At 70.7% G+C, this 25581-nt stretch carries 26 protein-coding genes and 1 riboswitch; of the genes, 15 read left to right on the forward strand and 11 right to left on the reverse strand.

Translation table 11 applies throughout. From position 1 onward, the window contains the following. Positions 1 to 27: 27 nt before the first annotated feature. The 5 genes from ACLBXX_RS11265 to ACLBXX_RS11285 all read right to left on the reverse strand — a co-directional run bounded on the left by ACLBXX_RS11265 (position 28) and on the right by ACLBXX_RS11285 (position 5335). Entirely contained in the window at positions 28 to 819 is a 792-nt protein-coding gene (locus ACLBXX_RS11265) for an ATP-binding cassette domain-containing protein (protein ID WP_447658085.1), read from the reverse strand. After that, positions 816 to 1721 (reverse strand): ABC transporter permease, encoded by a 906-nt coding sequence (locus tag ACLBXX_RS11270; protein WP_447658128.1) that lies wholly within the window; start codon positions 1719 to 1721, stop codon positions 816 to 818. The genes ACLBXX_RS11265 and ACLBXX_RS11270 overlap by 4 nt, the downstream gene beginning before the upstream one ends. A gap of 32 nt (positions 1722 to 1753) precedes the next feature. Continuing rightward, positions 1754 to 2704: an ABC transporter permease gene (locus ACLBXX_RS11275; RefSeq protein WP_310289490.1), complete on the reverse strand. Its 951-nt coding sequence runs from the start codon at positions 2702 to 2704 to the stop codon at positions 1754 to 1756. Then, positions 2701 to 4215, reverse strand: coding sequence for an ABC transporter substrate-binding protein (locus ACLBXX_RS11280; protein WP_447658086.1), 1515 nt, complete (start codon positions 4213 to 4215; stop codon positions 2701 to 2703). The genes ACLBXX_RS11275 and ACLBXX_RS11280 overlap by 4 nt, the downstream gene beginning before the upstream one ends. Positions 4216 to 4384: 169 nt before the next feature. Beyond that, complete coding sequence (locus tag ACLBXX_RS11285) at positions 4385 to 5335, reverse strand: alpha/beta fold hydrolase (protein WP_447658087.1); 951 nt, start codon at positions 5333 to 5335, stop codon at positions 4385 to 4387. 67 nt (positions 5336 to 5402) lie between these two features. Here ACLBXX_RS11285 and ACLBXX_RS11290 point away from each other — a divergent pair, with 67 nt between their 5' ends. The 4 genes from ACLBXX_RS11290 (at position 5403) to ACLBXX_RS11305 (ending at position 7716) form a co-directional block, all read left to right on the forward strand. Beyond that, positions 5403 to 5912: a carboxymuconolactone decarboxylase family protein gene (locus ACLBXX_RS11290; RefSeq protein ID WP_045297469.1), complete on the forward strand. Its 510-nt coding sequence runs from the start codon at positions 5403 to 5405 to the stop codon at positions 5910 to 5912. Continuing rightward, positions 5909 to 6700, forward strand: a complete 792-nt coding sequence (locus tag ACLBXX_RS11295; RefSeq protein ID WP_447658088.1) for a tyrosine-protein phosphatase — start codon at positions 5909 to 5911, stop codon at positions 6698 to 6700. Before ACLBXX_RS11290 ends, ACLBXX_RS11295 begins: the two co-directional genes overlap by 4 nt. A gap of 74 nt (positions 6701 to 6774) precedes the next feature. After that, positions 6775 to 7251: an SIP domain-containing protein gene (locus tag ACLBXX_RS11300; RefSeq protein WP_447658089.1), complete on the forward strand. Its 477-nt coding sequence runs from the start codon at positions 6775 to 6777 to the stop codon at positions 7249 to 7251. Positions 7252 to 7392: 141 nt separating this feature from the next. Then, entirely contained in the window at positions 7393 to 7716 is a 324-nt protein-coding gene (locus ACLBXX_RS11305; protein WP_447658090.1) for a hypothetical protein, read from the forward strand. Positions 7717 to 7775: 59 nt separating this feature from the next. On the opposite strand, the gene ACLBXX_RS11310 is transcribed toward ACLBXX_RS11305, so the two are convergent. The 4 genes from ACLBXX_RS11310 to ACLBXX_RS11325 form a co-directional block, all read right to left on the reverse strand. Continuing rightward, positions 7776 to 8234 carry a Fe-S oxidoreductase gene (locus ACLBXX_RS11310; RefSeq protein WP_447658091.1) on the reverse strand — a complete coding sequence of 153 codons (459 nt, stop codon included), beginning with the start codon at positions 8232 to 8234 and terminating at the stop codon, positions 7776 to 7778. Continuing rightward, the gene (locus ACLBXX_RS11315; RefSeq protein ID WP_447658092.1) at positions 8231 to 9067 is read right to left on the reverse strand and encodes an arginase family protein; all 837 of its coding nucleotides are present in this window, start codon (positions 9065 to 9067) and stop codon (positions 8231 to 8233) included. Before ACLBXX_RS11315 ends, ACLBXX_RS11310 begins: the two co-directional genes overlap by 4 nt. Before the next feature lie 121 nt (positions 9068 to 9188). Next, on the reverse strand, positions 9189 to 9926 hold the full coding sequence (locus ACLBXX_RS11320) for a PspA/IM30 family protein (RefSeq protein ID WP_056370369.1): 738 nt from the start codon (positions 9924 to 9926) through the stop codon (positions 9189 to 9191). A gap of 99 nt (positions 9927 to 10025) precedes the next feature. Continuing rightward, positions 10026 to 12062 carry a TPM domain-containing protein gene (locus ACLBXX_RS11325; protein ID WP_447658093.1) on the reverse strand — a complete coding sequence of 679 codons (2037 nt, stop codon included), beginning with the start codon at positions 12060 to 12062 and terminating at the stop codon, positions 10026 to 10028. 186 nt (positions 12063 to 12248) lie between these two features. Between ACLBXX_RS11325 and ACLBXX_RS11330 the strand changes: the two genes are divergently transcribed. The 11 genes from ACLBXX_RS11330 to ACLBXX_RS11380 all read left to right on the forward strand — a co-directional run bounded on the left by ACLBXX_RS11330 (position 12249) and on the right by ACLBXX_RS11380 (position 24705). After that, on the forward strand, positions 12249 to 13118 hold the full coding sequence (locus ACLBXX_RS11330; protein WP_447658094.1) for a DUF3097 domain-containing protein: 870 nt from the start codon (positions 12249 to 12251) through the stop codon (positions 13116 to 13118). Positions 13119 to 13208: 90 nt separating this feature from the next. Then, positions 13209 to 13874, forward strand: a complete 666-nt coding sequence (gene trmB, locus ACLBXX_RS11335; protein ID WP_447658129.1) for a tRNA (guanosine(46)-N7)-methyltransferase TrmB — start codon at positions 13209 to 13211, stop codon at positions 13872 to 13874. Further along, the gene (locus ACLBXX_RS11340) at positions 13871 to 15244 is read left to right on the forward strand and encodes an MFS transporter (protein ID WP_447658095.1); all 1374 of its coding nucleotides are present in this window, start codon (positions 13871 to 13873) and stop codon (positions 15242 to 15244) included. The genes trmB and ACLBXX_RS11340 overlap by 4 nt, the downstream gene beginning before the upstream one ends. Positions 15245 to 15279: 35 nt before the next feature. Beyond that, complete coding sequence (locus tag ACLBXX_RS11345) at positions 15280 to 16161, forward strand: CPBP family glutamic-type intramembrane protease (RefSeq protein ID WP_447658096.1); 882 nt, start codon at positions 15280 to 15282, stop codon at positions 16159 to 16161. 57 nt (positions 16162 to 16218) lie between these two features. After that, a riboswitch (guanidine-III (ykkC-III) riboswitch) is annotated at positions 16219 to 16283 on the forward strand. Between the two features lie 9 nt (positions 16284 to 16292). Further along, positions 16293 to 16613, forward strand: coding sequence for a DMT family transporter (locus ACLBXX_RS11350; protein ID WP_056370360.1), 321 nt, complete (start codon positions 16293 to 16295; stop codon positions 16611 to 16613). Positions 16614 to 16901: 288 nt separating this feature from the next. Then, entirely contained in the window at positions 16902 to 18338 is a 1437-nt protein-coding gene (locus tag ACLBXX_RS11355; protein ID WP_447658097.1) for a M20/M25/M40 family metallo-hydrolase, read from the forward strand. Between the two features lie 318 nt (positions 18339 to 18656). Beyond that, entirely contained in the window at positions 18657 to 19490 is an 834-nt protein-coding gene (locus ACLBXX_RS11360) for a mechanosensitive ion channel domain-containing protein (RefSeq protein WP_447658098.1), read from the forward strand. 58 nt (positions 19491 to 19548) lie between these two features. After that, a complete protein-coding gene (locus ACLBXX_RS11365; RefSeq protein ID WP_447658099.1) occupies positions 19549 to 21201 on the forward strand; it encodes a SulP family inorganic anion transporter in 1653 nt (550 codons plus the stop codon). 39 nt (positions 21202 to 21240) lie between these two features. Then, on the forward strand, positions 21241 to 23112 hold the full coding sequence (locus ACLBXX_RS11370; RefSeq protein ID WP_447658100.1) for an alkyl/aryl-sulfatase: 1872 nt from the start codon (positions 21241 to 21243) through the stop codon (positions 23110 to 23112). A 136-nt stretch (positions 23113 to 23248) separates the two neighbouring features. Next, entirely contained in the window at positions 23249 to 23719 is a 471-nt protein-coding gene (locus ACLBXX_RS11375; protein WP_447658101.1) for a hypothetical protein, read from the forward strand. Beyond that, on the forward strand, positions 23716 to 24705 hold the full coding sequence (locus ACLBXX_RS11380; protein ID WP_447658102.1) for a cation transporter: 990 nt from the start codon (positions 23716 to 23718) through the stop codon (positions 24703 to 24705). Before ACLBXX_RS11375 ends, ACLBXX_RS11380 begins: the two co-directional genes overlap by 4 nt. A gap of 22 nt (positions 24706 to 24727) precedes the next feature. On the opposite strand, the gene ACLBXX_RS11385 is transcribed toward ACLBXX_RS11380, so the two are convergent. Further along, the gene (locus ACLBXX_RS11385; protein ID WP_447658103.1) at positions 24728 to 24988 is read right to left on the reverse strand and encodes a hypothetical protein; all 261 of its coding nucleotides are present in this window, start codon (positions 24986 to 24988) and stop codon (positions 24728 to 24730) included. 123 nt (positions 24989 to 25111) lie between these two features. After that, positions 25112 to 25450, reverse strand: a complete 339-nt coding sequence (locus tag ACLBXX_RS11390; RefSeq protein ID WP_447658104.1) for a DUF7882 family protein — start codon at positions 25448 to 25450, stop codon at positions 25112 to 25114. Positions 25451 to 25581 lie beyond the last annotated feature (131 nt).

Raw genomic sequence — 25581 nt, forward strand, 5'->3', positions numbered from 1 at the left:
TGAGCCCGCGGCCGCGGATCAGCACGTTCACTCCGCAGTCCCTTCTGGCCGCCACAGCGTCGCCGTCGCGTCGCGCAGCAGCTCTTGAGTGACGACGGATGCCGGAGCCGAGAGCAGCTGGGACACCGAAGCCTCCTCGACCACGCGCCCCTGCTCGAGCACCACACCGTGCGTCGCGATCTGCGACAGCACGGCGAGGTCGTGGGTGATGAAGACGAGGGACATGCCGTCGTCGCGCACGAGCGACAGCAGCAGCTCGAGGATCTCGGCCTGGATCGTCACGTCCAGGGCCGTCGTCGGCTCGTCGGCGATCAGCAGGCGCGGGCGGCAGGCGAGCGCCATCGCGATCGCGACGCGCTGGCGCTGGCCGCCCGACAGCTGGTGGGGGTAGCGCGCCACGATGCGCTCCGGATCGGGGAGGGCGACACGGGATGCCTCGGCGACCGCGCGGGCGGCAGCATCCCGTTTCGAGAGCCCCTCGTGGATGCGGATCGACTCGGCGATCTGGCGTCCGACGGTGCGGATCGGGTTGAGCGCGGTGCGCGGCTCCTGGAAGACGATGCCGATCTCGTCGCCGCGGAGCTCCGCGAGCTCGCGGTCGGGCAAGCCCAGGATCTCGCGGCCGTTCCACCGGATGCTGCCCGACGCCGTCGCACCGTCGGGCAGCAGGCCCAGGATCGCGAGGGCGGTGAGCGACTTACCCGACCCCGACTCGCCGATGAGGCCCACGCGGGCCCCGTCGGGCACGGCGAAGGACATGCCGTCCACGACGCGGCGGTCGCCGATGTCGATCGTCAGGCCCCGCACCTCGAGGCTCACGAGACCACCTCCGGGATGTGCAGCCGTGCGCGCCGAGTCGCGAAGGGGCTGCGCGAGAGTGTCGGGTCGGTCGCCTCACGGAGCGCGTCGCCGAGAAGGTTCAGCCCCAGCACGGTGATCGTGATGGCGAGGCCCGGCCACACCACCGACAGCGGGTGCACCCCGATGAACTGCTGCAGCTGCGCGAGCAGCAGACCCCAGGACGGCTCGGTCACCGGCGCACCGAATCCGAGGTACGACAGTCCGGCCTCCGCGAGCACTGCGACCGCCATGCCCCACGAGAGCTGCACGATGAACACCGGTGCGACGTTGGGGAGGAGGTGCCGCCAGAGGTTCTGGGCGGGCGTGAGGCCGGAGGCGCGTCCGGCCAGCACGAAGTCGCTCTGCAGCACGCGGCGCAGCTCGGGCCGCGTGACACGGGCGATGTTCACGCCGAAGCCGATGCCGACCGCCCAGATCACGACCCAGAGCGACCCGCCCCACACCGCCGAGATCATCATCGCGATGATGAGAACCGGGAAGGCGATCAGGACGTCGACGAACACCGCCACCGATTCGCGCACCCAGCGCGCGGTGAGGGCGCCGAGGGCCGCGAGCGAGATGCCGATCACGGTCGCGACGAGGCCGGCGCCGATCGCGACGAACACCGTGGTGCGGGCACCCGCCATCAGGAGGCTCAGGATGTCGCGCCCCGATCCGTCGGTGCCGAGCAGGTGCGGCCAGCCGGGAAGAGCCCAGCGATTGGCGATGTCGACCTTTTGCGGGTCGAACGGCGTCCAGAATCGCGCGACGATCGCGGTGATCCCGACGACGGCGACCACGATGAGCCCGAAGCGCCCTGTCGACAGCGCCCACAGCCGGCCGAGCCACGCCCAGCGCGAACGACGTCGCGCCGTGGTCAGCGCCGGGGGCGCAGCATCCGTCCCGGCCGCACTCACGATGCCTCCCGCTGCCGGGGGTCGATGACGCGGTGCACGAGGTCGACGACGAAGCCGACGATGAGCACGAACCCGGTGAGGGCGAGCAGCTCGCCCTGCACCTTCGGAAGGTCGCGCGCGGCGACGTCGGCCACGAGCATGCGGCCGATGCCGGGGAGGGAGAAGAGCTGCTCGATGACGACGGCGCCGACGATGATGCCGGCGACCTGCAGGCCCAGCACCGTGATGACCGACAGCCCGACGACGGGCAGGCCGTGGCGGAGGAGCGCCTGGTCGCGGGTGAGGCCCTTCGCGGCGGCGGTGCGCACGAAGTCCTGCCCGACGGCCTGCAGTGTCGCGCTGCGCACGAACCGCAGCAGCATGGCGCCCTCGACGATGCCGATCGTGAGGGCGGGGAGGATGAGGGCGCGCAGTGCCGCCCACGGGTCGCTCCACCCCGACCGCGGGAAGCCCTGCGCGGGCAGCCACCCGAGCCACACCGCGAAGACGACGACGAGCATCATGCCCGCCCACACCACGGGCACCGCGGCGAGGGTCTGCGCGCCCACGCTGAGTCCCGTGCCCGAGGCGCGCCCGCGCCGCATGGCCGAGAGCACGCCGAGCGGCACGCTGATCACCACCGCGATGAGGAGGGACAGGATGCCGAGCGGCACGGTCACCTCCGCCTTCTGGGCGAGCTCGTCCACGACGCTCGTGCCCGTGAGGAGGGAGGTGCCGAGGTCGCCGCGGAACAGTCCGCCGATCCAGGTGAGGTACTGCTCCGGGAGCGGGCGGTCCAGGCCGAGCCGCTCCCGGATGGCGTCCTGCTGCTCGGGCGTGGACCCGACCCCGGCGATGAGGTGGGCGATATCACCGGGGAGCACGCGAAGCGTGAGGAAGATCAGCACGCTGGCGACGAGAAGCCCGAGCAGGAGCAGGGCGAATCGGGTCAGCGTGTACCGGATCACCCGTTGCTCTTGGCGATCTCGGCGACGTTCAGGCGCTCGTTCACGTTGATCGAGGGCATACCGGCGATGCTAGTGCCGACGGCGACGACGGAGGCCCCGTTGTACAGCCAGTCGGCGGCGGCGTCCTCCGACACGATGCGGGCGGCCTGCTTGAGCAGGTCGGCGGCCTCGGACTCATCGGTGGCGGCCAGCGACTGGGCGTACAGGTCCTGCACCTCGGGGTTGTCGTAGGTGAAGTAGTAGTCCGGGTTCGCCCAGTTCTCGAAGTCGCGGGCCTCGGTGTGCAGCACGAAGCTCAGGTCGTAGTCGTGGTTCGTGTAGACATCGGTGAGCCACGTGGTGAAGTCGACCGAGTCCACGTCGAGGGTGATGCCGACCTCGTCGAGGTCCGACACGAGGATCTGCGGGATCGTCGTCGAGTAGAAGCTCGGGATGGTCAGCGTGAGCTCGAGGTCGTCCTCGAAGCCGGCCTCCTTGAGGAGCTTCTTCGCGGCCTCCGGGTCGTACGGCGCGACGTCCGACAGGTCCTCGTAGCCGGGGTCGAGCTCGGGGATCGGACCGTACTGGGTCTGCCCGGACGCGAGGGCCTCGATGATGGCGTCGTGGTCGATCGCCTGACGGATCGCCTGGCGCACGCGCTTGTCGGCGAGCGGACCGGTGGTCTGGTTGAAAGCGAGCGTGCCCTTGTCGGTGGACTTGCCCAGCACGAGCGCGAAATCGCCGTTCTGCTCGACCTGCTCCTTCAGGTTCGCATCGAAGCCCGTCAGCACGTCGACCTCGCCCGCGAGGGCCGCGTTGAGCGCGGCCTGGTTGTCGGGGATGTACTCGAACACGATCTCGGCGGCGCCCGACGCGTCGCCCCAGTAGGCGTCGTTGCGCTCGAAGGTGATGCTGTCGCCCTGGCGCCACTCGGTGAGCACGAACGGACCGGTGCCGTTCGCCTTGGTCTTGTAGTCGACGGTGTCGCCCTCCTTGAGGACGATGCCGGCGCGGCCGGTGAGGTTCCACAGCAGGCTCGAGTCGGGCTCGCTGAGGGTGAGCGTGATGTCCTGCCCCTCCGCGGTGATCGAGGTGACGTTCGCCAGACGCGCCGCGTCCCGCCACGTCGGCGTGTCGCGTCGCGTGGTGAGCGACCACACGACGTCCTGCGGAGTCAGCGCCTGGCCGTCGTGGAACGTCACATCCTCGCGCAGCGTGAAGGTGTAGGTGAGGCCGTCGGGCGAGACGGTCCAGTCGCTCGCGAGCGCGGGGACGATGTCCTGCTCGGGTGTGCGGGCGACGAGGCCCTGGTAGATGTTGTCGACGAGGATCTGGTCCAGCGCCGACCCCGCGGTCTCGCGGATGTCGAGGTTGCCGGGCTCGAGCACCAGCCGGACCGCGACCGACGCGTCGGGGTCGGGCTCCCCGGGCGAGGTGGGCGCGGCGACGCCCCCGCCACCGCTGCAGGCGGTGAGGACGAGCAGACCGGCGGCCAGCAGCGAGGCTGCGGCGAGAGCGGTGCGACGGAGCATGAAGGTCCTTTCGGGGAGGGTCCCGTGTGTGCTGTGCGGGGCCCCGGGCTGCCCAGGGGGTCGGGGCTGCCGGATGGGTATCAGCCTAGGGATATCGCCGAGGCGGGCGGCAACTCGGTACCCGGAACGCAACAGAAGTGTTAATGCTTCCCGGCCGGCGCCGCATCGGTCACGCGCCCGCGGCCATCACGCGCAGGCGCGCGCCCAGTTCCCGCGGGATCTCCTCCTGCACGTTGTGCCCCGAGGGGACGACGGCGACGGATGCTGCGGGCACCCGTCGTGCGAACTCCGCGGCGTCGTCGTCCGTGACGTAGCCGCGCTCGCCGCGGAGCAGCGTCGTCGGGGCCGCGACGACGGCGAGATCCTCCCAGCCGGACTCGCCGAGCACCGAGGCGACGGCATCCTGCCCGTCGACGGGCTCAGGGGCCGTCGCGCCGGCGGCCGCGTTCGCGAGGCGGGCGAAGTGGTGCTTCCACTCGACTCTGCCGTCGGGGCGGATGCGGGAGTTGAAGTACACGCCGCGCTCGGCCTTGCGGCGGGTGCCGCCGCCGAGCCCGAACGACAGCGCGCGGTCGACGAGCTCGTCGCGTGACGCCCAGTCGGCGGGGCCGGCGAAGAAGTCGCGGATCTGCTGCGCCCCGGCGTTCGGGTCGAGGCCCGGAGTGATGTCGATGACCACCAGCTCGCGCACGAGATCGGGTCGGGATGCCGCCACCGCGGCCGCGGTCAGCCCGCCGAGCGACTGCCCCACGAGGAGCTGCGGGGCGTCGGTCCACGCGTCGATGCCGGCCGCGACGTCCGGCGCGAGCACCCGCGCGACGTAGGCCATGTCGTCGCGCCACGACGAATCGCCGTGGCCGGGCAGATCGATCGCGAGAGCGGGGAGCCCGAGTGCGAGGATCGTGGCGTCCCACGTATGCGCGTTGAGACCCGCGCCGTGGAGGAACGTCACCACGGGGGCGGCGCCGGGGGAATCCGCCGGGGTGTACCGCAGCGCGCTCAGGGTGCGTCCGTCCGCCAGCGCCAGCGCCAGCCGCTCGCCCTGGGGGACGAGGGCCTGGATGCCGGTCTCCGCGGCCTGCTCGGGAAGGAACGAGAACTCGTCGATGGGGTCGCTCACCCGCTCATCATGCCCCACCCCGGCGACTCCCGGCCCGGCGCGAGCCGGCCCTGGGTAGTCTGGCGGCATGACGGCAGAACACCGCGTGCATCTCTCGCGAGCGGCGCGACCCGCCTATCAGGCGCTCTCGGCCTTCTCAAAGACCGTGGGCGGCATCGCCGCCGAGAACGGCATCGACGACCGGCTCAAGGAACTCGTGCAGATCCACGCGTCGCAGCGCAACGGCTGCGCCTACTGCGTGCGGGTGCACGTCGAGCGAGCGCTCGCCGCCGGCGTCACGGCGGACGACATCGCGCAGCTGCCGGTGTGGCGCGAGTCCGGCGTCTTCTCCGATCGCGAGCGCGCGGGCCTCGAGCTCGCCGAGGCGTATGTCTACATCCACGAGGACGGCATCCCCGACGACGTGTACAACCGCATCGGCGGTGTGCTGAGCGAGAAGGAGTACGTCGCGCTCAGCTGGATCCTCGTCTCGATCAACGCGTTCAACCGGATCGCCATCGCGGGCCGGTACAGCACGCCGCCCCGCGACGACCTCGTCGGCGAAGACAAGGACGCCGCCGCGGGCGCCGCGTGGTGACGGGCGATCCGCCGTCGGCCGATCCAGTCGAGCCGGAGAACCCGGCGGCGCCCGGTCGCCTGTCCTTCTCCGACCCCGTCGTCCCGGGCGCCGTGAACCTCCGCGACATCGGGGGGTTGCGCGCGGGCGCCACGAGGACCCGCTACGGTGTCGTCTTCCGCTCGGGCAACCTGGCGCGGCTCGGGTCGAAGGGCGGGCCCGCGCTCGCGGGGCTCGGTCTGCGCCGCATCATCGATCTGCGTGCCGACGACGAGGTCGCCCGTGATCCCAGTCGCACCGAGGGCCTGGACGTCGTGACACAGCGCGTGCCGCTGTTCCTCGGCTCGGTCGACTCGTTCTTCCGCGACGACCTCAGCCTCGACGAGATGTACCGCCTCATCATCGAGGAGTCGTCGGAAGGCGTCGTGGCGGTGGTGCGGGGCATCCTCGCCGACCAGCCGGTGCTCGTGCACTGCACCGCGGGCAAGGATCGCACCGGCGTCACCGTCGCGCTGACGCTGGCCGCAGCGGGCGTGGATGCCGACGAGGTCGTCGCGGACTACGCACGCACGGAGGCGCTGCTTCCGGCGCGACGCAATCGCTACGTCGTGGCCCTGATCCGATCCATGCATCCGCGCGCGGTGAACGTCGAGGACCTCGTCGCGCGCTCGCCGGCGCCGGTGATGCGGGCGCTCCTCGCCGACATCGACCAGCGCTACGGCTCGGCCGCGGAATATCTGCGCACCCACGGCCTGGCCGACGACGAGATCGCCGAGCTGCGCCGCGTGCTGCTGCAGCGCGGCGCGTAGCGACGAGGCATCCGTTCTTCACGATCGGTAATGAGGTAAGGCAACCCTTCATCAGCGGTTATAGTGGAGGGGTCATGGTCCAGAACATCCAGCCTCAGAGTGCCGCGCACAACGCGTCGGCGTGCCGTGCGTCGCGTCACACGCGCGTGCAGCACCTGATCACGGCCGACGAATCGTCGCTGGCCGAGCTCGAGGCTGTGCTCGCGACCCTGCCGATCTGCTCGACGGGCCGGGTGTTCATCGAGATCCCGGATGCCTCGTGGCTGGCCGAGATCACCGCACCGAGCCGCATGGTCGTCACGTGGCTGGACCGCTCGCAGCGGTCGGGTGCGCCTGGCACCGGCCGCGGCTGCGCGTCGGGCGAGGCGCTGACGCGTGCGGTCACCGCGTGGGCCGACGAGATGCTGTGCGCCGAGGACGACGAGACCCGCATCCACCTGCTGGGCGGCTACCTCGGCACCGCCGACATCGTCGACCACCTGGTCGAGCTGGGCATCCGCGCGGACGCGATCCACACTCCCGCGCAGTACGGCCTCGCCACCGCGCGCTGAGTCGCTGCGCGGCGTCCCCGCCGCGATGCGCGCTCCCTAGGTACTGCTCCGGTATTCACCTCATTGACGGGGCACGAGCCTCGGAGTTCGATGGGCGCGGGCGAGCTCGCTGCCCGCCCTTTCAACTGGAGGGGGCGCATCATGCGCAGAAAGATCATGCTGGGCATCGCGGTGGGAGCGGTGCTGGTGTTCGGCTCCGCGGGCGGAGCGTTCGCGGGAGAGTACAACGCCAACGGCCAGGCGACCGGCGCGCGGAGCAACGCGAACTCGCCGTGCGCGTTCTCCGGACTGGAGGATCACGAAACCGACGGCTCAGGTGTGACTCCCGGGACCACCCAGAACTGGGGACAGTTCGATCAGGCGGATCGCAAGGCGTTCAGCCTGCATGGCGGCGGCGCCTCCGAGGTCGACATCCCGGGCCTGGGGGAGTGGGGCTGCAACGGCCACACCCAAGGGCAGAAGTGATCTGCGGACGCGGCCGGGCCCCCGGGCCGCGTCCTTCGTTCTGTCGTCGTCTCGTGCGTTCAGGCCGCGCCGCGCGGCACGTAGTTGCCGTCGGCGAGGCCTGCCTCGATCTCGAACCGGTTGCGCAGCGGGTTGCGGCCGGCCAGCAGGTAGAGCAGGGGCATGAGCAGCCCGTAGCGCTGCCACTGCCGTTTGTGCACTGCTTCGTGCCGCAGCAGTGCGTCGGTGATGCGCCCGTCGCCGGTGAGGAAGCACGCGCCGACGCACGAGCCGCCGCGCGGGAACGTCCAGCGCGGCATCCCGCGGAACACCCACAGACCCTCGCGCTTCTCGACGCGCCCGGTGCTCCAGAGCGTGCCCCAGACCCATCCCACGGCGCAGCCGTACCAGTAGCCGAGGCGGCTGACAGACGAGTCCAGGAGGATCGACGGGATGGCGTCGTCGATGCGGCGCCCCCTGATGACGGCGCGCTCCGCGGCGGCGCGCCACCCGGCGGGCGGCGTGGGGATGGGACTCACGCCAGCGCCCCGATCACGCGCAGGATCGCGCCCAGGTCGTCGGTCGCCGCCGCGAGTGAGGCGGGAGAGTAGCCGGCGAGGGACGCGCCCACCAGCGGCACCCGCTCGCGCAGGCGCGCGACCGCGACCGTCAGCTCCGCCACGGTGACCCCGAACGGTTCGGGGTGCGCGTTGCCGGCGATCTCGGCGGGATCGAGTGCGTCGATGTCGATGTGGACGTACACGGCGTCGGCCCCGGTCGCGAGCACCGCGTCGGCGAGGGCGTCAGCGTCGCGCAGCGCGTCGACCGTCAGCGCCGCGATGCCGAGCTCCGCGACGACCTCGAGCTCGGGGTCGTCGAACGAACGGGCTCCGCCGACGACCACGCGCTCGGCGGCGATCGTGCCAGAGGGCAGCGCTAGACCGGGGTCTCCGTCGCCGATCACGGCGCGCAGCGCCATGCCCGCGAAAGCGCCCGAAGGTGAGGAGTCCGGCGAATTGAGGTCGGGGTGCGCGTCGATCCAGACCACCGCGAGCCCGGGGGAGCGGCGGGCGGCGTGAGCGATCGGCGCCAGCGCGATGCCGCAGTCGCCGCCGATCGTGAGCACCGGCTCGTCCGGCGCCGCGGCGTCGTGCGCGTCGAGCGCCTGCGCGACCATCCCCTGCACCCGCTGCAGGGCGCTCAGGCGATGGATGCCGGTGCCCAGCGATTCGCCCGCCTCCATGGGAACGTCGAGCACGGTGGTCGAAGCCCGGGGGAGGTCTCCCGCGATCGCCTGGGCGCCGTCGATGAGCTGCATCGCGCGGGAGGACGGGCTTCCCTGCCACTGCGGGACCACGAGGTAACGCGTCATCCCCTCATCTTCGCGCAGACCGGGGGTCGAGGCATCCGTCCTGCCGTCCGTTCGCTGGAGGCAGACGCGAGGGGCGCCGGATCCGTGCGGATCCGACGCCCCTCGACGACGAGCGGTGGGCTCAGTTCTCGATCGCGGCCTGCACCGGAGCGCCGGACTTGAGCGCGGCGAGGCGGGCCTCGACCTCGGTCAGCTCGCCGACGTCCTCGAGGGCGTTGAACTGCGCGTCGAGGGTCGACGCGGCCAGCTCCTGCTTGCCGGCGGCGAGGGCCTCCTGGCGGCGCACCTTGTCCTCGAAGCGGCCGAGCTCGCTGGTCGGGTCGAGCACGTCGATCGACTTGACGGCGTCGTGCACCTTGTTCTGGGCCTCGGCGGTCTTGGCGCGGGCGAGAAGCTCGGAGCGCTTGGCCTTCAGCTGCTCCAGCTTCTGCTTCATGCCATTGAGGCCCTCCTTCAGCTTGTCGACGACCTCGTTCTGCGTCGCGATGGTGGGCGCGATCGCCTTGGCCTCGTTCTCCTCGCTGATCTGACGCTGCAGCGCGATCTTGGCGAGGTTGTCGAACTTGTCGGCGTCGGTGGTGTTGCCGGTCTTGCGCAGCTCGTCGGCCTTGCGGCTGGCGGCGAGGGCCTTGTTGCCCCACTCGGCGGCAGCCTGCACGTCCTCCTGGTGGTCGCGCTCGAGGAGGCGCAGGTTGCCGATGGTCTCGGCGATGGCCGACTCGGCGTCGGCGATCGAGTTGGTGTAGTCGCGCACGAGCTGGTCGAGCATCTTCTGCGGGTCCTCAGCGGAGTCGAGGAGTGCGTTGATGTTCGCCTTCATGAGGGTCGAGATGCGACCGAAGATGGACTGCTTCGCCATCGGTTTTCCTTCCTATCGGACTTCAGTTCTGGGTCGGTGAGTCTGGTCTGGAGACGGATGCCGGGGCCTCCGGCCCGCGGGCGGCCCGGCGGATTCGGGTCAGAAGCGGCCACCTCCTCGGCGCGCGCGCGTGCCGCCGCCTCCGAAGCTACCGGGTCGCATGCCGCCCGACGAGCGGCTCGGGCCGCCACCGCCCAGCATGCCGCCGAGGCCTCCGCCCATGCCGCCCGAGGAGCGGCCGCCGCTCAGCACGGAGTTCAGCACGATGCCGCCGAGGACGGCGCCCAGCATGCCGCCGCCGGACTGGCCGCCGCTTTGCTGGCCCCCGCCGAACATGCCGCCCATTCCGCCGTCGAACGCGCCGACGTCGTTCTGTGCGAGCTGGATCGCCTGCCCGGCGAGCTGGTCCGCACGCTGCGCCTGCTGCATCGCCCGCTGCGGATCGCTCGCCTGCAGCGCCTGGGCGCGCGCGAGCGAGGCGCCGGCCTCGGCGAGTCGGGTGCGTGCCTGGGCGCCGACCGCGCCGCGCCGGGCCGTGATGTAATCCTCGGCCGCCGACACCTGCGCCTGCGCCTGCATCATCACCTGGCCGACCATCTGCCGGGCCCGCTGCGCCTGGGCCTCGGCATCGCGGACGCCCTGCACGAGCGTGTCGATCTGCGTGTTGGCCGCTTCGAGGCTCTGGAGTGCCGCGAGCGGGCGCTTGGCGGTGCCGCTGAGCTGTGCGCGCGCGGCATCGAGCTGCTGCCGCGTCGACGCGATGACGCCGGCGATCTGGCCGTCGGTGTCGGGGAGGGCAGACGCGGCGGCGATGTCGGATTCGAGCTCGGCGACGAGGGCGGTGGCGTTGCGCTCGCCCTCGGCGAGATCGGTGGCGAGCTTGTCGATCGCGTTCTCGAGCAGCGTCGCCTGGCCGACGGCCTCTTCCGCGGCGCGGATCCCGACCGCGGCCTCGCCGCCGTCGCCGGCGCCGATGGCGGCCTGTGCGGCGGTGAGCTGCTCGTCGGCGAACGCGAGGCGCTGCTTCGCCTGCTCGGGGTTGTCGACGACGGTCGCGAGCGCCTCCGGCGCGTACGCCGTCTGCAGGCTCCGCAGCCGGGAGGTCGCCTGGTCGAGGGATGCCTCGGCCTTCGCCTTCGCGTCGTGCAGGCGCGCGAGCGCCTCGGGGGCGTTCTGCTCGAGTTTGCGCAGCTCGTCGAAGGCGGCCGCCTTCTCATCGAGGAGCGTGTTGGAGGCCTCGCAGAGCGAGATGATCCGCTCGTTCCAGGCGCGCGTGTCCTGCTCGGAGTCGGGGATGTGATCGTCGAGTTTCTGCTTGAGCTCGAACGCCTCGGCGAGGCTCTGCTGCGCGGTCGCGAGGGCGGCCTCGAACTCGGTCGTCGCGGCGTCGCCGAACTGCGCCTTCGCGAAGCCGAGCTCTTGCGTGCTCGTCTTGATGGCATCGTCGGTCTCGACGAGCAGCGACGACGCGCGCCGCTCGAGCTCCTCGATGCTGGGCTGCGGCGGACCTGCCGGTCCGGCGGTCACCGCGCCCTTCTTGCGCCGGCGGAGGAACATCACCAGCAGCACGATGCCGACGCCGACGACGACGATGACGAGCAGCCACGTGAGCCACCCACTCCCGCCGGAGTCGGTGGCGGGGGCGCCGGACCCGCCGACGGCGTTCGTCAGACCGTCGGCCGCGGCGTCGACCGCGCCGAGCCAGTCGTCCTGGGCGAGGGCGGGTTGGATCTGCTGCTGCTCGATGGTCGCGAGCTGCTCGTCGCTGACGGGGCCGCCCGGGTCGCCCGACAGGTAGTACGCACGGCCCTGGGTCGCGACGGCGAGCAGGTACTGGCTGACGCCGAGGTTGTTGTCGTCGGCGGTCTGGTTCGCCCAGTCGGCGGCGTTCGCCGGGTCGGTGAACTCGTCGACGTAGACGACCCACAGATCGAGGCCGGTGTCGGACTTCAGCTGTTCGAGTCGCGACTGCGCCTCGGAACGCTGGCCGGACGAGAGCACCCCCGACTCGTCGAGCACGTACTCCGCGCTCGAGCCGAGCGTGACCGGGGGAGTCGCGAGCGCCGCCCCACCGCCGATCGCCGTGACCACGACCACCGCAGCGGACGCCAGCGCTGCAGCCCAACGCAGTCGCATCGATCCCCCCTCTGGGACTCGGGTTTCCCCCTCCGCGAGTCTATTCAGCCGCGGGGATACGACGATAGCCCACGGCCCCGACGCCACTTGAGTGTTCGCCGAGAACGCACGCAGGCGCCGCCGATGCGGGTCGCTCCCACTCCAGGGGCGGGGCGGCAGGTAGCCTTGCCGATCCGGAGGAGGACCATGGACGATCGCTACGGCGCCGATGTGCTGGCCACGGGCTGGAAAGGCCACGGGGTGCGGGAGCTGCCGCGGGTGGCGGCATCCCGTGATCTCGTCGTCGAGGTCGCGGACGACGGATTCTGCGGCGCCGTCGTGGGTGCGTCCGGCGGCATGGTCGAGCTCGAGGACCGCCTCGGGCGCCGCCGCCTGTTCCCGCTCGGCGCGGGCTTCCTCATCGACGGCAAGGACGTCGTGCTCGGTCCGCCCGCACCCGCCGCGGCGCGCACCGGGCCGAAGCGCACGGCGTCGGGCTCGTTCGCGACCGCCGACTCGCGAGCTCGCGTCGCGCGCGCCAGCCGCATCCTCGTCGAGGGCCGGCACGATGCCGAGCTCGTCGAGAAGGTGTGGGGCGACGACCTGCGCGAGGAGGGCGTCGTCGTCGAGTACCTGCAGGGCATCGATCTGCTGGACGCCATGCTCGACGAGGAGCCACCCTCGGCCGAGCGCCGCTACGGCGTGCTCGTCGACCACCTCGTGCCCGGCTCGAAGGAGACGCGCATCGCCGAAGCGGTGGCCCGGGGCCGGCACGGAAAGCATGTGCTCATCGTCGGGCACCCGTGGATCGACGTCTGGCAGTGCGTGACGCCCCGCGCGGTCGGCATCGAACGCTGGCCCGAGGTACCTCGCGGCATCGAGTTCAAGGTGGGCGTGTGCCGCTCTCTCGGCTGGCCCGCCCGCGACCAGGCCGACATCGCCCGGGCCTGGCAGCGCATCCTCGCGTCGGTGAAGACCTACCGCGACCTCGAGCCCGCTTTCCTCGGCCGCGTCGAGGAGCTCATCGACTTCGTCACCGTTCCGCAGGAGCCCGTCGGCGCCTCTCGCCCTGGGTAGCCTGGAGGGGTGACGAACCCTGCCACGCCTGCGCCCGAGCCCCGCACCTTCCGTGAGAAGCCGGTGTCGTTCGTGCGGCGCAGCGGCCGGATGTCGGACGCCCAGGAGCGCGCCTGGAGCGAGCTCGCCCCGCAGTACGTCATCGAGGTGCCCCGCGACCGCGCGGTCACGAGCATCCTGCCGGACTCGGAGATCGATCCCGCCACGGTGTGGGGGCGCGACGCGCCGCTCGTCGTCGAGATCGGGTCGGGCCAGGGGCACGCCATCGTGCACGCCGCGACGTCGCGCCCCGACACCGACTTCCTCGCGATCGAGGTGTTCCGTGCCGGGCTCGCCCGCACCATGCTCGACGCCGACCGCGCCGGGGCGCGCAACCTGCGCCTCGTCGAGGCGAATGCGCCCGAGGTGCTGCAGCACCTGCTGCCCGAGGCATCCGTCGACGAGCTCTGGATCTTCTTCCCCGATCCGTGGCACAAGAAGAAGCACACCAAGCGGCGCCTCGTCGCCGAGGGCTTCGGCGTGATCGCGGCGCGCGCTTTGAAGGACGGCGGGATGCTGCGTCTCGCGACCGACTGGGAGGACTACGCGCTCCAGATGCGGGAGGTCATGTCGGTCGCGCCCGACTTCGAGGCGACCTTCGAGGGGGAGTGGGCACCGCGCTTCGACGGCCGCGTGCTCACGGCGTTCGAGCGCAAGGGCGCGCGCGTGGGACGCGACATCCGGGATCTGTCGTACCGCCGCGTCGCGAGGTCATGAGCGGACCCACCGGACCCCTCACCGGCCCGGTCCCGGTGCCGGGACCGGCGCCCGACCCCGCGCGAGAGCTCCCGTCCGCGCCCGGCTCGGCCGCCCCCGCGCGGCAGCGCGACCCGTGGCGCTTCCTCAGACCTCTCGGGCATCGTGACTTCCGGATGCTGTTCGGCGCCGTGGTGCTGTCGATCTTCGGCGCGGGCATGTGGGCCGTCGTCATGGTCTACACGGTCATCGGCGCGGGCGGGGGGCCGGTCGAGCTCTCGGCGGTCGCGGCGGCGAACGCCATCGGCCTGCTGGCGTGCGCGATCCCCGGCGGCATCGCGGCCGACCGCGTGCCGCGCCGGCTCCTGCTGCGCATCGTCGAGCTGGTGAACCTGCTCGCCATCACCTCGGTCGCGGTCGCGGGCTCGTTCGGCGTCGTGACGATCCCGCATCTCGCGCTCGTGGCCTTCGTGATGGGCGCGGGGGCGGGCTTCTTCTTTCCGGCGTACAGCGCGATCCTGCCCCGCATCCTGCCGCCCGCGCAGCTTCTCGCCGCGAACGGTCTCGAGGGCGCCATCCGCCCCGCGCTGCAGCAGGCGGCGGGCCCGGCGGCGGCCGGTGTCATCGTCGCGGCGGTGCTCGCACCTGCGCACGCGGCGTGGGGCGTCGTCGCCGCCCACGCGCTGGCGTTCGTGCTGCTGCTGTTCGTGCGGCCCGAGCCGCCCGCGGCGCCGGGCGAGCAGCACGAGGCGCCCGAGGGAGTGCGCGGCGTGCTCCACGACCTGCGCGAGGCGGTGGGCTTCACGATCCGCACGCCGTGGCTGCTGTGGACTCTCCTGTTCGCCACCGGATGGGTGCTCGTGTTCGTCGGTCCCGAAGAGGTGCTGTTGCCCTTCGTCACCCGCGATCGGGTCGGGGAGGACCCGCGGCTGTTCGGCTTCCTCCTCGCGATCTACGGGATCGGCGGCGTGCTCGGCTCGATCGTGGTGTCGTCGATGAAGCTGCCGCGCCGGTACCTCACGGTGATGATGGGCGTGTGGGGCGTCAGCACGCTGCCGTTCGCGATCGTCGGCATCACCCACCAGTACTGGCTCATGGCACTGTGCCTGTTCCTCGTGGGCTTCGGCTTCAGCTACGGCAACGTCATCTGGGGCACGCTGCTGCAGCGCCGCGTGCCGCGCCACATGCTCGGGCGCATCTCGAGCCTCGACTTCTTCGTGTCGCTCGCGCTCATGCCGCTGTCGATGGCGCTCGCCGGCCCCCTCGCCGAGGTGGTGCCGATCGAGGCGATCTTCATCGCGGCCGGTGTGATCCCGCTGATCCTCGGCGCGCTGGCGTACGTCGTCGCGCGCATGTCGAAGGATGAGATCGAGCACCCCCTCGACCACTGACCCGTCCCGACCCCGACCCACCGGAGCCGCCGAGCATGCCCGCACATCCCGACGCCCCGCCCGCGCCGGCCGTCCGCACCTGGTCCTGGGGGCTCGCGCCCGCCCTCCTCGTCTGCCTCGCCGCCCCTGCGTTCTTCGTTGTGCGCGTGCCGTGGCTCGGATGGGTGCTGCTGGCCGCAGGCCTTGCGATCGCGGTCGTGACGGAGCGAACGGATGCTGCCGCCCGGCCGCCTGCGCCGGAGTCCGGTCTCCGCCCGCCGTCGCTGCTGCGCGATCTCTCGCTCATCGCCGTCGGCCTGCTCATCGTGAGCGCGATCCCGCTCAAGGCGGAGCTCGACAACCTCGCGATCCTCCGGTTCGCGATCGCCCTCGGCGGCGCGGTCGCCGCGCCCTACGTGATCTCGCGATGGGTGTACCGGGACCGCGCCATCCGGTTCCCGTGGCGCGGCGGCGGCCGGTGGACGCGGTTCCAGTGGACGTGGCTCATCGCCGTGCTGCTGCTCGGCTGGCTGATCCTGCCGTTCTACTTCATCACCTCGGGCGTCTACCTCAACTGGCCGGTCGTCGACACCCCGGAGCTCATCGCGCGCCTGTTCGTCGGCGTCGGCGCGGTGGGCATCTGGGACGAACTGTTCTTCATCTGCACGTGCTTCGCGCTGCTGCGGCGGCACTTCCCGTTCTGGCAGGCGAACATCCTGCAGTCCGTGGTGTTCGTCTCGTTCCTCTGGGAGCTCGGGTATCAGGCGTGGGGTCCGCTGCTCACGATCCCCTTCGCGCTCTTGCAGGGCTTCATCTTCATGAAGACGCGATCGCTCGCCTATGTCGTCACGGTGCACCTGCTGTTCGACGCGGTCGTCTTCCTCGTGCTCGTGCACGCGCACAACCCCGGCATGCTCGACTGGCTCTTCTTCGTCTGAGTCGGGCGGCCCGGATCCCTGCCCAGGCCCTGCCCAGGGGGAGTGGCTAAGGTGGTCAGCGGATCCCCGACCGGATCCCCGGACGATGGATCAGTACCCGGTACGCGACAAGACTGGCCAGGAGCACAGTCATGGCGTGGGTCATCCTCATCGTTTCCGGCATCCTCGAGGCCGTGTGGGCCACTGCCCTCGGCAAGACCGAGGGCTTCACGAAGCTCTGGCCGTCGGTGATCTTCGGGGTCGCGCTCGTCGCCAGCATGGGCGGACTCGCCTGGGCGATGCGCGACATCTCGACCGGCACCGCGTACGCGGTCTGGGTCGGCATCGGCGCGTCGCTGACCGTCGCCTACGCGATGATCACCGGCGACGAGGCGTTCTCATTCGTCAAGATGCTCCTCATCCTCGGCCTGGTCGGCTGCGTCGTCGGCCTGAAGCTCGTCGGCCACGAGTGACCTTCGGGCGATGGATGCCGCGACCCGGCGACCGCGCCGGGTCGCAGCATCCGTCCTGGTCAGGCCGGATTATGAGAGCTCGATGAGAGTGCCCGCCGTGGGACTGGCCGTGCCGATGCGGAGTGTGTGAGCATCCCCGCAGGAAGCCGGTGACAGAGGGGTCGCCGGCGGAGAGGCACGACCATGCCCATGAGAACCAGGCGCGCCTGGGTTGTCGCTACCGCGACAGCCCTCGTCGCCACCGTCGCTCTCGCAAGTCCCGCGTACGCGGCACCGAACAACAATTCGGTGAAGAAGATCACGAAAGCCGTGACGCTCGACGGCGTCATGAACCATCTCGAGGCGTTCCAGGCGATCGCCGACCAGTACGGCGACCGCGCCGCCGGACGCCCGGGGTACAAGGCGTCCGTCGACTACGTCGTGAGCCAGCTCACCGCCGCCGGGTACACGCCCGAGGTGCAGCCGTTCGAGTTCGACTACTTCGAGGAGAACAGCGAGCTCATCCGCGTCTCGCCGAACCCCACCTCGTTCGTCGACGAGTCGGATTTCCTCCGCAACAACTTCGACAGCGGCAGTCCCAAGGGCACCGCGACCGGGCCGCTCGTGCCCGTCGGTGTCGTCTACCCGTCCGAAGCGCTCCCGCCGAACAGCAACACCAGCGGATGCGAGTCGACGGACTTCGCCGGCTTCCCGGCGGGCGGCATCGCCCTCGTCCAGCGCGGGACGTGCGGATTCGCGGTCAAGGTCCTCAACGCGCAGGCGGCGGGTGCCGCCGGCGTGATCGTCATGAACGAGGGGCAGGCGGGCCGCACCGGCCTCGTCGGCATGATCGGCGACGCCACCGGGCTGACCATCCCTGCGGTGTTCGCGACCTCCGCCACGGGTGCGAACCTGTTGTCGGTTCCGAACTCGACCGTCACCGTGACGGTCGACTACGAGGCCGACACGCGCACGGCGTGGAACGTGCTCGCCGAGACCAAGGCCGGCAACGACGCCAACACCGTCATGGCGGGCGCCCACCTGGACAGCGTCCAGGACGGTCCGGGCATCAACGACAACGGCTCGGGCAGTGCCGCGCTGCTGGAGACCGCCATCCAGATGCAGAAGACCAAGCCCAACAACACGGTGCGGTTCGCCTGGTGGGGCGCCGAGGAGAGCGGGCTGCTCGGTTCGGAGCACTACGTCGGGGAACTGTCGGAGGAGCAGGCGGGCGACATCGCGCTCTACCTCAACTTCGACATGATCGGCTCGCCGAACTACTTCATGGGCGTCTACGACGGCGACAACTCCAGTGGGACGGCCGCACCCGGCTTCATCCCGGAGGGGTCCGCCCAGATCGAGGACGTCTTCGAGCAGTACTACACGAGCGTCGGAGAGCCGTTCCAGGACACCGAGTTCTCGGGCCGCAGCGACTACGGGCCCTTCATCGCCGTGGGCATCCCCGCGGGCGGTCTGTTCACCGGTGCCGAGGGGGTCAAGACCGCCCAGCAGGCGGCGATCTTCGGCGGCACGGCCGGCGTCGCGTTCGACCCGTGCTACCACGCTCCCTGCGATGACATCGACAACCTCAACGCGCACGCGCTCGACGTGAACTCCGACGCGGTCGCCGCGGCGGTCATGACGTTCGCCTTCGACACGTCGACGGTCAACGGCGTCCGCGCGCCGGGCAAGTCGCACGGCGCGGGCAAGAGCATGGACGCGTTCACGGACGACGCCACGCAGTGATCGACGGGATGCTGCGCCCCGGCGAGTGCGTCCGAGGCGCAGCATCCCTCACCTTCAACCTCATGTCGAGATGACTTCTTCGTGAACTCTTGACGACGGGGGTCCCGAGGAGGACATTCGATCTTGCGAAGAGAAAACAGAGACGTAAGGCCCGAAAGGACCCGGAACACAGAAACCCCTTCGCATTGACGATCCCCCCGGCGCTTCGGCACCGAGGGGATCATCGTTTTGCGCCCGGCGTCGTCGGGGCCTCTCGTTCGAAGCCGGGGCCCCGGCGAGGCTCGCGCGACGCGGGCACCCCGCTCGTATCCTGACGACGTGGATTTCAGCCAGTTCCTGAGCACGCCGATCACGTGGTGGCAGGTGCTGTGGGCGATCCTCGCCCTGCTCGCCGGGTGGATCGCCTCGCGCATCGCGAAGCGGGCGGTCACCGACCTCATGGGCCACGTGCCCACGGCGACGCCGGCCGCGACGCGGTTCGCCGCGCGATTCGCCCAGTACACGCTGCTGCTGGTCGGCTTCGGGATCGCGCTGGCGTTCCTCGGGGCGAACGTGCAGCCGGTGCTCGCGGTCGTGATCGTGCTGGTCGTCGTCGCCGCCCTGGTGCTGCGCGGCGTCGCCGACAACTTCGCCGCGAGCGTGCTGATCGCCACTCGCAAGCCCGTCATGCTCGGCGAGGAGATCACCGTCGAAGGACCCGACGGCAAGCCCCTCACCGGCACCGTCGTCGAGCTCAACTCCCGCGCCGTGGTCTTCACCACACCCGACGGGCGCACGGCGCACGTGCCGAACTCCAAGCTCCTCGCCGAGACCCTCGTCAACAACTCGCGCCACGGCGGTCGGCGCAGCGAAGTGCAGGTGCGCGTCGAGCGGGCCGGCGCAGGGGTCGAGGCGGTCGTCCAGGCGCTCGCCGAGTCCGCCGGCGCCGCCGAGGGCGTGCACGCCGATCCCTCCGTCGGTGTGCTGGTCACCGCCGTGTCCGAGACCCGGATCACCGGGCGTGTGCAGTTCTGGCATGATCCCGCGCGAGGACTTTCGGTCACGTCGGGGGTGGTCACCGCGCTGACGGCGGGACTCGCGCGCCGCGGATGGTCGGCGACGGTGACGAGCGAGGCGGTCGTGCCGCCCCTCGTGCCGGGCGATCCCGTCTGACACCGCCCGATCGTGCCAAGGTGGACACGACTGTGTCGCCACGTATCCAGGAGCAGGAATGCAGCGTCCCCTCGCCGGCCTGACCAGGCGGAACCTCGTGACCGAGCTCACCGCGGGCGTCACGCTCCTCGCGATCGCGATCCCGCTCAACATCGGGTACGCGCAGATCGCCGGGCTGCCCGCGACCGCGGGCCTGTACGCCCTCATCGTGCCGACGATCGTCTACGCGCTCGTGGTGTCGTCGCGTCAGCTCGTGGCGTCGCCCGATGCCGCGGCAGCCGCCCTCGTTGCTTCGTCGATCGGCGGGCTCGCGACCGCCGGCAGCGCCGACTACGCCACCCTGGCGCTTGCCCAGGCGATCATCTGCGGTGTGATGTTCGTGCTGATGGCGGTGTTCAAGCTCGGCTTCCTCGCGAACTTCCTCTCCAAGCCGATCCTCATCGGGTTCGTCGGCGGTCTGGCGCTCGACATCCTCGTCAGCCAGGTCGCCAAGATGCTGGGCGTGAAGATCGACTCGGGCGGCGAGTTCGTCGACAAAGTCTTCGGACTGGTGTCGAACCTCGAGACGATCAACGCGTGGTCGCTCGCGATCTCTGCGCTGTCGGTGGCGGTCCTGCTCCTCGGCGCGAGGTTCCTGAAGGCCGTGCCGTGGGCGCTCGTCGTACTCATCCTCTCGACGCTGCTCGTCGTGCTGACGGGGCTCGACAAGCAGGGCGTCGACGTCCTGGGGGAGGTTCCCGCGGGGCCGCCCACGCTCACGTGGCCCGTCATCGACTGGCAGATGTGGATGGCGCTCATCCCGTCGGCGATCGCGCTGACGCTCGTCACCACGGCCGAGGGCCTCCTCGTCTCGCGCTCGTACGGCGAGAAGCACGGCTACCCGTTCCACGCCAACCGCGACCTCTTCGCCTTCGGCCTGGGCAACATCGCCGCCGGCGCACAGGGGAGCTTCTCGATGGGCTCGTCCACGTCGCGCACCGCCGCGATGGACCAGGCGGGTTCGCGCACCCAGCTTCCGTCGCTCGTGCTCGCCGTCGGCACGCTGCTGCTGCTGCTCTTCGGCACCGCGCTGCTCGCCGACATCCCGTCACCCGCGATCGGCGCCGTCGTCGGCGTCGCGATCCTGCCCCTGCTCGGCATCCGCGAGTTCCGACAGTTGTGGCGCCAGGATCGCTTCGAGTTCGCGATCGGCGCGGTGTGCTTCCTGGTGACGCTCTTCGTGGGCGCGATCCCCGGCATCGTCGTGGCGTTCGTGCTCGCGCTCATCAATCTCGCCAAGCGCGCGGCGAACCCCGCGATCGACGTCCTCGCCGCCGACGACGACGCGAAGCAGTCGCTCCTCGAAGACGCGGCAGCCGGTGCGACGACCGCGCCCGGCGTCGTCGTGGTGCGGATGGCGGCGCCGCTGTTCTTCGCGAACGGCAGCGTGTTCTCGGCCGCCGTGAAGCGTGCCGTGACCGAGGCGGACGAGCCGGTCAAGCACGTCGTCATCGACATGGAGGCGGTGACGGACATCGACGTGACCGGCGCCGAGGCGTTCGCGTCGCTCGAGGAGTGGCTCCACGAGCAGGGCGTGAGCCTGGCGTTCAGCCGGGTCCGGGTCCCCACGAAGGCGCGCCTCGACGAGCTCGGGCTGCTGTCGGGCCAGACCGTCTTCTCGACCAATCGCGAGGCCGTGGCGGCGCTGGAAGCCTCCCCCTCGCAGAACTGACGATCTCGGCCGCCGGGGCCGGACGAAGGGAACAGAACCATGCAACAGCGGGAACCGGAAGCATCCATCCGCGAGGCTCAGGCGGCGGCGCTCGCCGCGCTGCCGTTCGACGACGTGGATGACTTCGCCGCCGCGGATCGTGGATTCATCGGGACGCTCGACGATCCGAAGATCCGCAACGACAAGGGCGAGGTGGTGTGGGATGCCTCGAGCTTCGACTTCGTCGAGGGCGATGCGCCCGATTCGGTGCACCCGAGCCTGTGGCGGCAGTCGAAGCTGGTGGCGAAGCACGGCCTCTACGAGGTCGTGCCGGGCGTGTACCAGCTGCGCGGGCTCGACCTCTCGGTGATGTCGGTGATCGAGGGCGACACCGGCGTGATCGTCGTCGACCCGCTGATCTCGACCGAGACGGCCGCCGCCGGGATGGCGCTGTACCGCAGGCATCGTGGCGATCGTCCGATCCACGCGGTCATCCACTCGCACAGCCACATCGACCACTTCGGAGGTGTTCTCGGGATCGTCAGCCAGGAGGACGTGGACGCGGGCAGGGTCCAGATCATCGCCCCGGAGGGCTTCCTGGAGCACGCTGTCGCCGAGAACGTCTACGCGGGGACGGCGATGGGACGCCGGGCCGGCTACATGTATGGTGCGGCGCTGGCACGGGGACCGCAGGGGCAGGTCGGGGCGGGTCTGGGGCAGACGACATCGATCGGCGATGCGACCATCCTCGCGCCGACCCTCGAAGTCACGACGACCGGCGAGACGCACACGATCGATGGTGTCGAGTTCGAATTCCAGATGGCTCCGGGCACCGAGGCGCCGTCTGAGATGCACTTCTACCTGCCCCGTTACCGCGCACTGTGCATGGCCGAGAACGCCACGCACACGCTCCACAACCTGCTGACGCTGCGGGGTGCACTCGTGCGCGACCCGCACGTGTGGTCGCAGTACCTGACCGAGGCCCTCGAACGCTACGGCGACGACACCGAGGTGGTGTTCGCCTCGCACCACTGGCCCACGTGGGGCAATGACGAGGTCCGGAAGTTCCTCACGATCCAGCGCGATCTCTACGGTTACCTGCACGACCAGACGCTGCGTCTGCTCAACCAGGGCTACACCGGCGCCGAGATCGCCGAGATGATCGAGCTCCCGCCCGCGCTCGAGGCGTCGTGGAGCACCCGCGGGTACTACGGGTCGGTCAGTCACAACGTGAAGGCCATCTACCAGCGCTACATGGGCTGGTTCGACGGCAACCCCGCCCGTCTGTGGCCGCACCCGCCGCAGGCGCAGGCCGAGCGATACGTCGCCGCGATCGGCGGCGTCGACCGTGTGGTCGAGCTGGCCCAGGAGGCGTTCGACGCGGGCGACTACCGCTGGGCGGCGACGCTGCTCGATCACGCGGTCTTCGCCGACGCCGGTCACGACGCGGCGCGCGTCCTGTACGCCGACACGCTCGAGCAACTCGCCTACGGGGCGGAGAACGGCACGTGGCGAAACTTCTACCTGTCGGGTGCCACCGAGCTGCGCGAGGGCAGCTTCGGCACGCCGACGCAGACGGCCGCGCCGCTGATCATCGCCCAGCTGACGGCGGAGCAGCTCTTCGATGCCGTCGCCATCCGCGTGAACGGGCCGAAGGCGTGGGATCTGGATCTCTCGCTCGACGTGGTGCTGTCCGACCTCGACCGCAGCTTCCACCTGACGCTGCGCAACGGGGTGCTGGTGTACGTCGAGCGCGATGCCGACCCGTCGACGCCGCTTCAGCTGACGCTGTCGAAGCCGCGTCTGATCCAGCTCGCCGGGGGCGACACGGACTCGGACGGCATCGAGGTGCGCGGTGACGTCGGCGTGCTGAAGCAGATCCTGGCCGTGCTCGACCAGGGCGACCCCGACTTCGAGATCGTCCTGCCGTAGCCGCACTCCCACCGATCGCCGGCGCCGTCCATCGCGGGGCCGGCGATCGGCGTTTCACCGGCCTGCGCGCTAGCAGGCGACGTGTAGAGGGTCAAGGCGCTCCCCGGCGCCGGGCGGCGTGGATGAGACTCGGGGCATGGGCCGGTGGCGACGCGTGTGGAGCGTGCCCCTGCTGGTGCTGACACTGTGCGTCGCGGGATGCGGCCTCACAGTGCCGAGCGATCCGCAGGGCACGCTCGACCGCGTGCGCGGGGGCGAACTGCGAGCCGGTGCCTCCGCGTCGGGCGACCTCGTGACCGTCGACGGCCGGGATGTCGGCGGTTCTCTCGCCGAGCTCGTGGAGGGCTTCGCACAGTCCATCGACGCGAAGGTCACCTGGACGGTCGGCAGCGAGGAGGACCTCGTCGACGGGCTCGAGGCAGGCGACCTCGATCTCGCGATCGGGGGGATGACTGATGCGACCCCATGGTCGATTCGGGTGGCGGTCACCCGCGGCTACGACTCGATCCCCGGGGCGAAGGCCCCCGTGGTGCTCCTGGTGCCGCTCGGCGAGAACGCGTGGCAGGCGGCTATCGAAGGCTACCTCGACCGGGAGGTGGCGCGATGAAGACGATGGGGCGCACCGACCTTCCCCCGGCGCAGCAGCAGGCGCTCCGCAGCGCGATCCGCTGGGAGTGGTTCACCATCGGCTACAGCATCGTCACCATCGGGCTCATCGCGCTCGTCGTGGGCGGCTCGCAGGCCATGAAGACCGCGTGGATCGAGGACATGCTGTCGGTGATCCCGCAGATCTCGTTCCTGGTCGCACTGATCTTCATCAGGCGGGCGCCGACTCGGGCCTTCCCGTTCGGGCTGCACCGCGTCATGGGAGTCGGCCATCTCGTCGCGGGGGTGGCGCTGCTGGCGGTCGGCGGCAACCTCGCCTACGAGGCGACCAGCAATCTGGTGCGAGCGGATCACCCCTCGATCGGCACGGTCGTCGTCTTCGGTCAGACGATCTGGCTGGGCTGGTTCATGGTCGCCGTCATGACCGTCACCGTCATCGGCCCGTTCTTCTACGGACATGCGAAGGCGAAGCTGGCGCCGAAGCTGCACAACAAGGTGCTGTATGCCGACGCCGACATGGCCAAGGCCGACTGGACGTCGACGGCGGCGTCGATCGTCGGTGTGCTCGGCGTCGGCGTCGGCCTGTGGTGGCTCGACGGCGCCGCCGCGCTGTTCATCTCGGCCGGGATCGTGTGGGACGGCTGGCGCAACAGCCGCGCCGCCATCCGCGACCTCATCGACCAGCGCGCGCGCACCGAGGATGACGCCCGCCCGCACCCTCTCATCTCCCGCATAGCCGATCGCGTCGAGGAGTTCGCCTGGGTGCGCGAGACGGCCGTGCGCATGCGCGACATGGGGCAGGTGTTCCACGTGGAGGTCTTCGTCGTGCCCCGCACCGACGACGTGCGGCTCGAACAGATCGAGGAGACCCGCAAGGCCGTCATGCAGCTTGACTGGAAGGTGCAGGACGTCGTCGTCATCCCCACCGCGACACTTCCCGACGAGGCCGAGCCGGCGAGGCAGCAGTCTTCCTCGAGGGGTGCCTGAGGCGCAGCATCCGATTCCCTCGTCAGGCGACGGGCGGTCCGCCCTCCGACCAGATCTCGTCGGCCGCGGCGGGAGGGGACTCGTCGGGGATGGGCACGATCGCCAGAGGCACGCCCGGCGTCACGAGCAGGTGCGCCGTGCGCATCATGCCTTCGCCGTCGTTGACCTCGAGCCAGTGCACGCCGCCCGCCAGTCCCGCCTCGACCTCCTCGCGCAGGTCGTCGAGACGACGCCCGCCCACACTGTAGTGATCACCGCCGTAGTAGATGTCGATCCTCTTCATCGCCGCTCCCGTCGTCGTCAGCCCCATCCCAGCGCCGTCGAAGGGGTCTCACCTATCGGCTTGACACGCGCGCGCGACGGGTCTACGGCCGGAGTCGCGCCGCCGGCAGACGCGACCGCGCTCCTATTCGGCGACTTCGTGCTCCTCGTGATCATGCGAGGCCGGCATCGCCGGTTCAGGCACCAGGTACAGCCCGGTCGGCGAGTTCGCGGTGTAGGCGAGTGCGTCGATCCAGGCAGGGTTCAGCTGCGGTTTGCGACTGCCGTAGAACTTGTAGACGAGTGCGCACCGCGGGTGCACCCAGATCGTGGTGCGGCCGTCACCGATGCTCGCGTCATCGCGCCACGTGAAGTGGAAGGGCTCACCCCGCCGCAGCTTCGTGCCGATCACGAGCTGCAGGTGCGCAAGCGTCCGGTCATCGAAGTCGACCTTCACGGTCCCTTCGTAGATCAGCTTGCCCATGGCGGGCCTCCGAGCGGAGGTGCCGGCGAAACGTAGCGCTGGGGGCGCAAGAGGGGGACGTCGATCAACTCCACCTGCGATGATCCTCCGCCGCCGTCCGGTGTCCTAGCCCTTGACAGGATCCGACGCGG

Source organism: Microbacterium sp. C23T, assembly GCF_053345975.1.

Bases quoted from the DNA above. Each gene is read 5' to 3' on its own strand.
- ACLBXX_RS11390 (WP_447658104.1), bottom strand. From the start codon at position 25,450: ATGGGCAAGCTGATCTACGAAGGGACCGTGAAGGTCGACTTCGATGAC.
- trmB (WP_447658129.1), top strand. From the start codon at position 13,209: ATGTCGGACGCCCAGGAGCGCGCCTGGAGCGAGCTCGCCCCGCAGTAC.
- ACLBXX_RS11315 (WP_447658092.1), bottom strand. From the start codon at position 9,067: ATGACGCGTTACCTCGTGGTCCCGCAGTGGCAGGGAAGCCCGTCCTCC.
- ACLBXX_RS11290 (WP_045297469.1), top strand. From the start codon at position 5,403: ATGACGGCAGAACACCGCGTGCATCTCTCGCGAGCGGCGCGACCCGCC.
- ACLBXX_RS11345 (WP_447658096.1), top strand. From the start codon at position 15,280: ATGCCCGCACATCCCGACGCCCCGCCCGCGCCGGCCGTCCGCACCTGG.
- ACLBXX_RS11370 (WP_447658100.1), top strand. From the start codon at position 21,241: ATGCAACAGCGGGAACCGGAAGCATCCATCCGCGAGGCTCAGGCGGCG.
- ACLBXX_RS11375 (WP_447658101.1), top strand. From the start codon at position 23,249: ATGGGCCGGTGGCGACGCGTGTGGAGCGTGCCCCTGCTGGTGCTGACA.
- ACLBXX_RS11330 (WP_447658094.1), top strand. From the start codon at position 12,249: ATGGACGATCGCTACGGCGCCGATGTGCTGGCCACGGGCTGGAAAGGC.
- ACLBXX_RS11320 (WP_056370369.1), bottom strand. From the start codon at position 9,926: ATGGCGAAGCAGTCCATCTTCGGTCGCATCTCGACCCTCATGAAGGCG.
- ACLBXX_RS11280 (WP_447658086.1), bottom strand. From the start codon at position 4,215: ATGCTCCGTCGCACCGCTCTCGCCGCAGCCTCGCTGCTGGCCGCCGGT.
- ACLBXX_RS11350 (WP_056370360.1), top strand. From the start codon at position 16,293: ATGGCGTGGGTCATCCTCATCGTTTCCGGCATCCTCGAGGCCGTGTGG.
- ACLBXX_RS11365 (WP_447658099.1), top strand. From the start codon at position 19,549: ATGCAGCGTCCCCTCGCCGGCCTGACCAGGCGGAACCTCGTGACCGAG.
- ACLBXX_RS11300 (WP_447658089.1), top strand. From the start codon at position 6,775: ATGGTCCAGAACATCCAGCCTCAGAGTGCCGCGCACAACGCGTCGGCG.
- ACLBXX_RS11305 (WP_447658090.1), top strand. From the start codon at position 7,393: ATGCGCAGAAAGATCATGCTGGGCATCGCGGTGGGAGCGGTGCTGGTG.
- ACLBXX_RS11325 (WP_447658093.1), bottom strand. From the start codon at position 12,062: ATGCGACTGCGTTGGGCTGCAGCGCTGGCGTCCGCTGCGGTGGTCGTG.
- ACLBXX_RS11340 (WP_447658095.1), top strand. From the start codon at position 13,871: ATGAGCGGACCCACCGGACCCCTCACCGGCCCGGTCCCGGTGCCGGGA.
- ACLBXX_RS11380 (WP_447658102.1), top strand. From the start codon at position 23,716: ATGAAGACGATGGGGCGCACCGACCTTCCCCCGGCGCAGCAGCAGGCG.
- ACLBXX_RS11385 (WP_447658103.1), bottom strand. From the start codon at position 24,988: ATGAAGAGGATCGACATCTACTACGGCGGTGATCACTACAGTGTGGGC.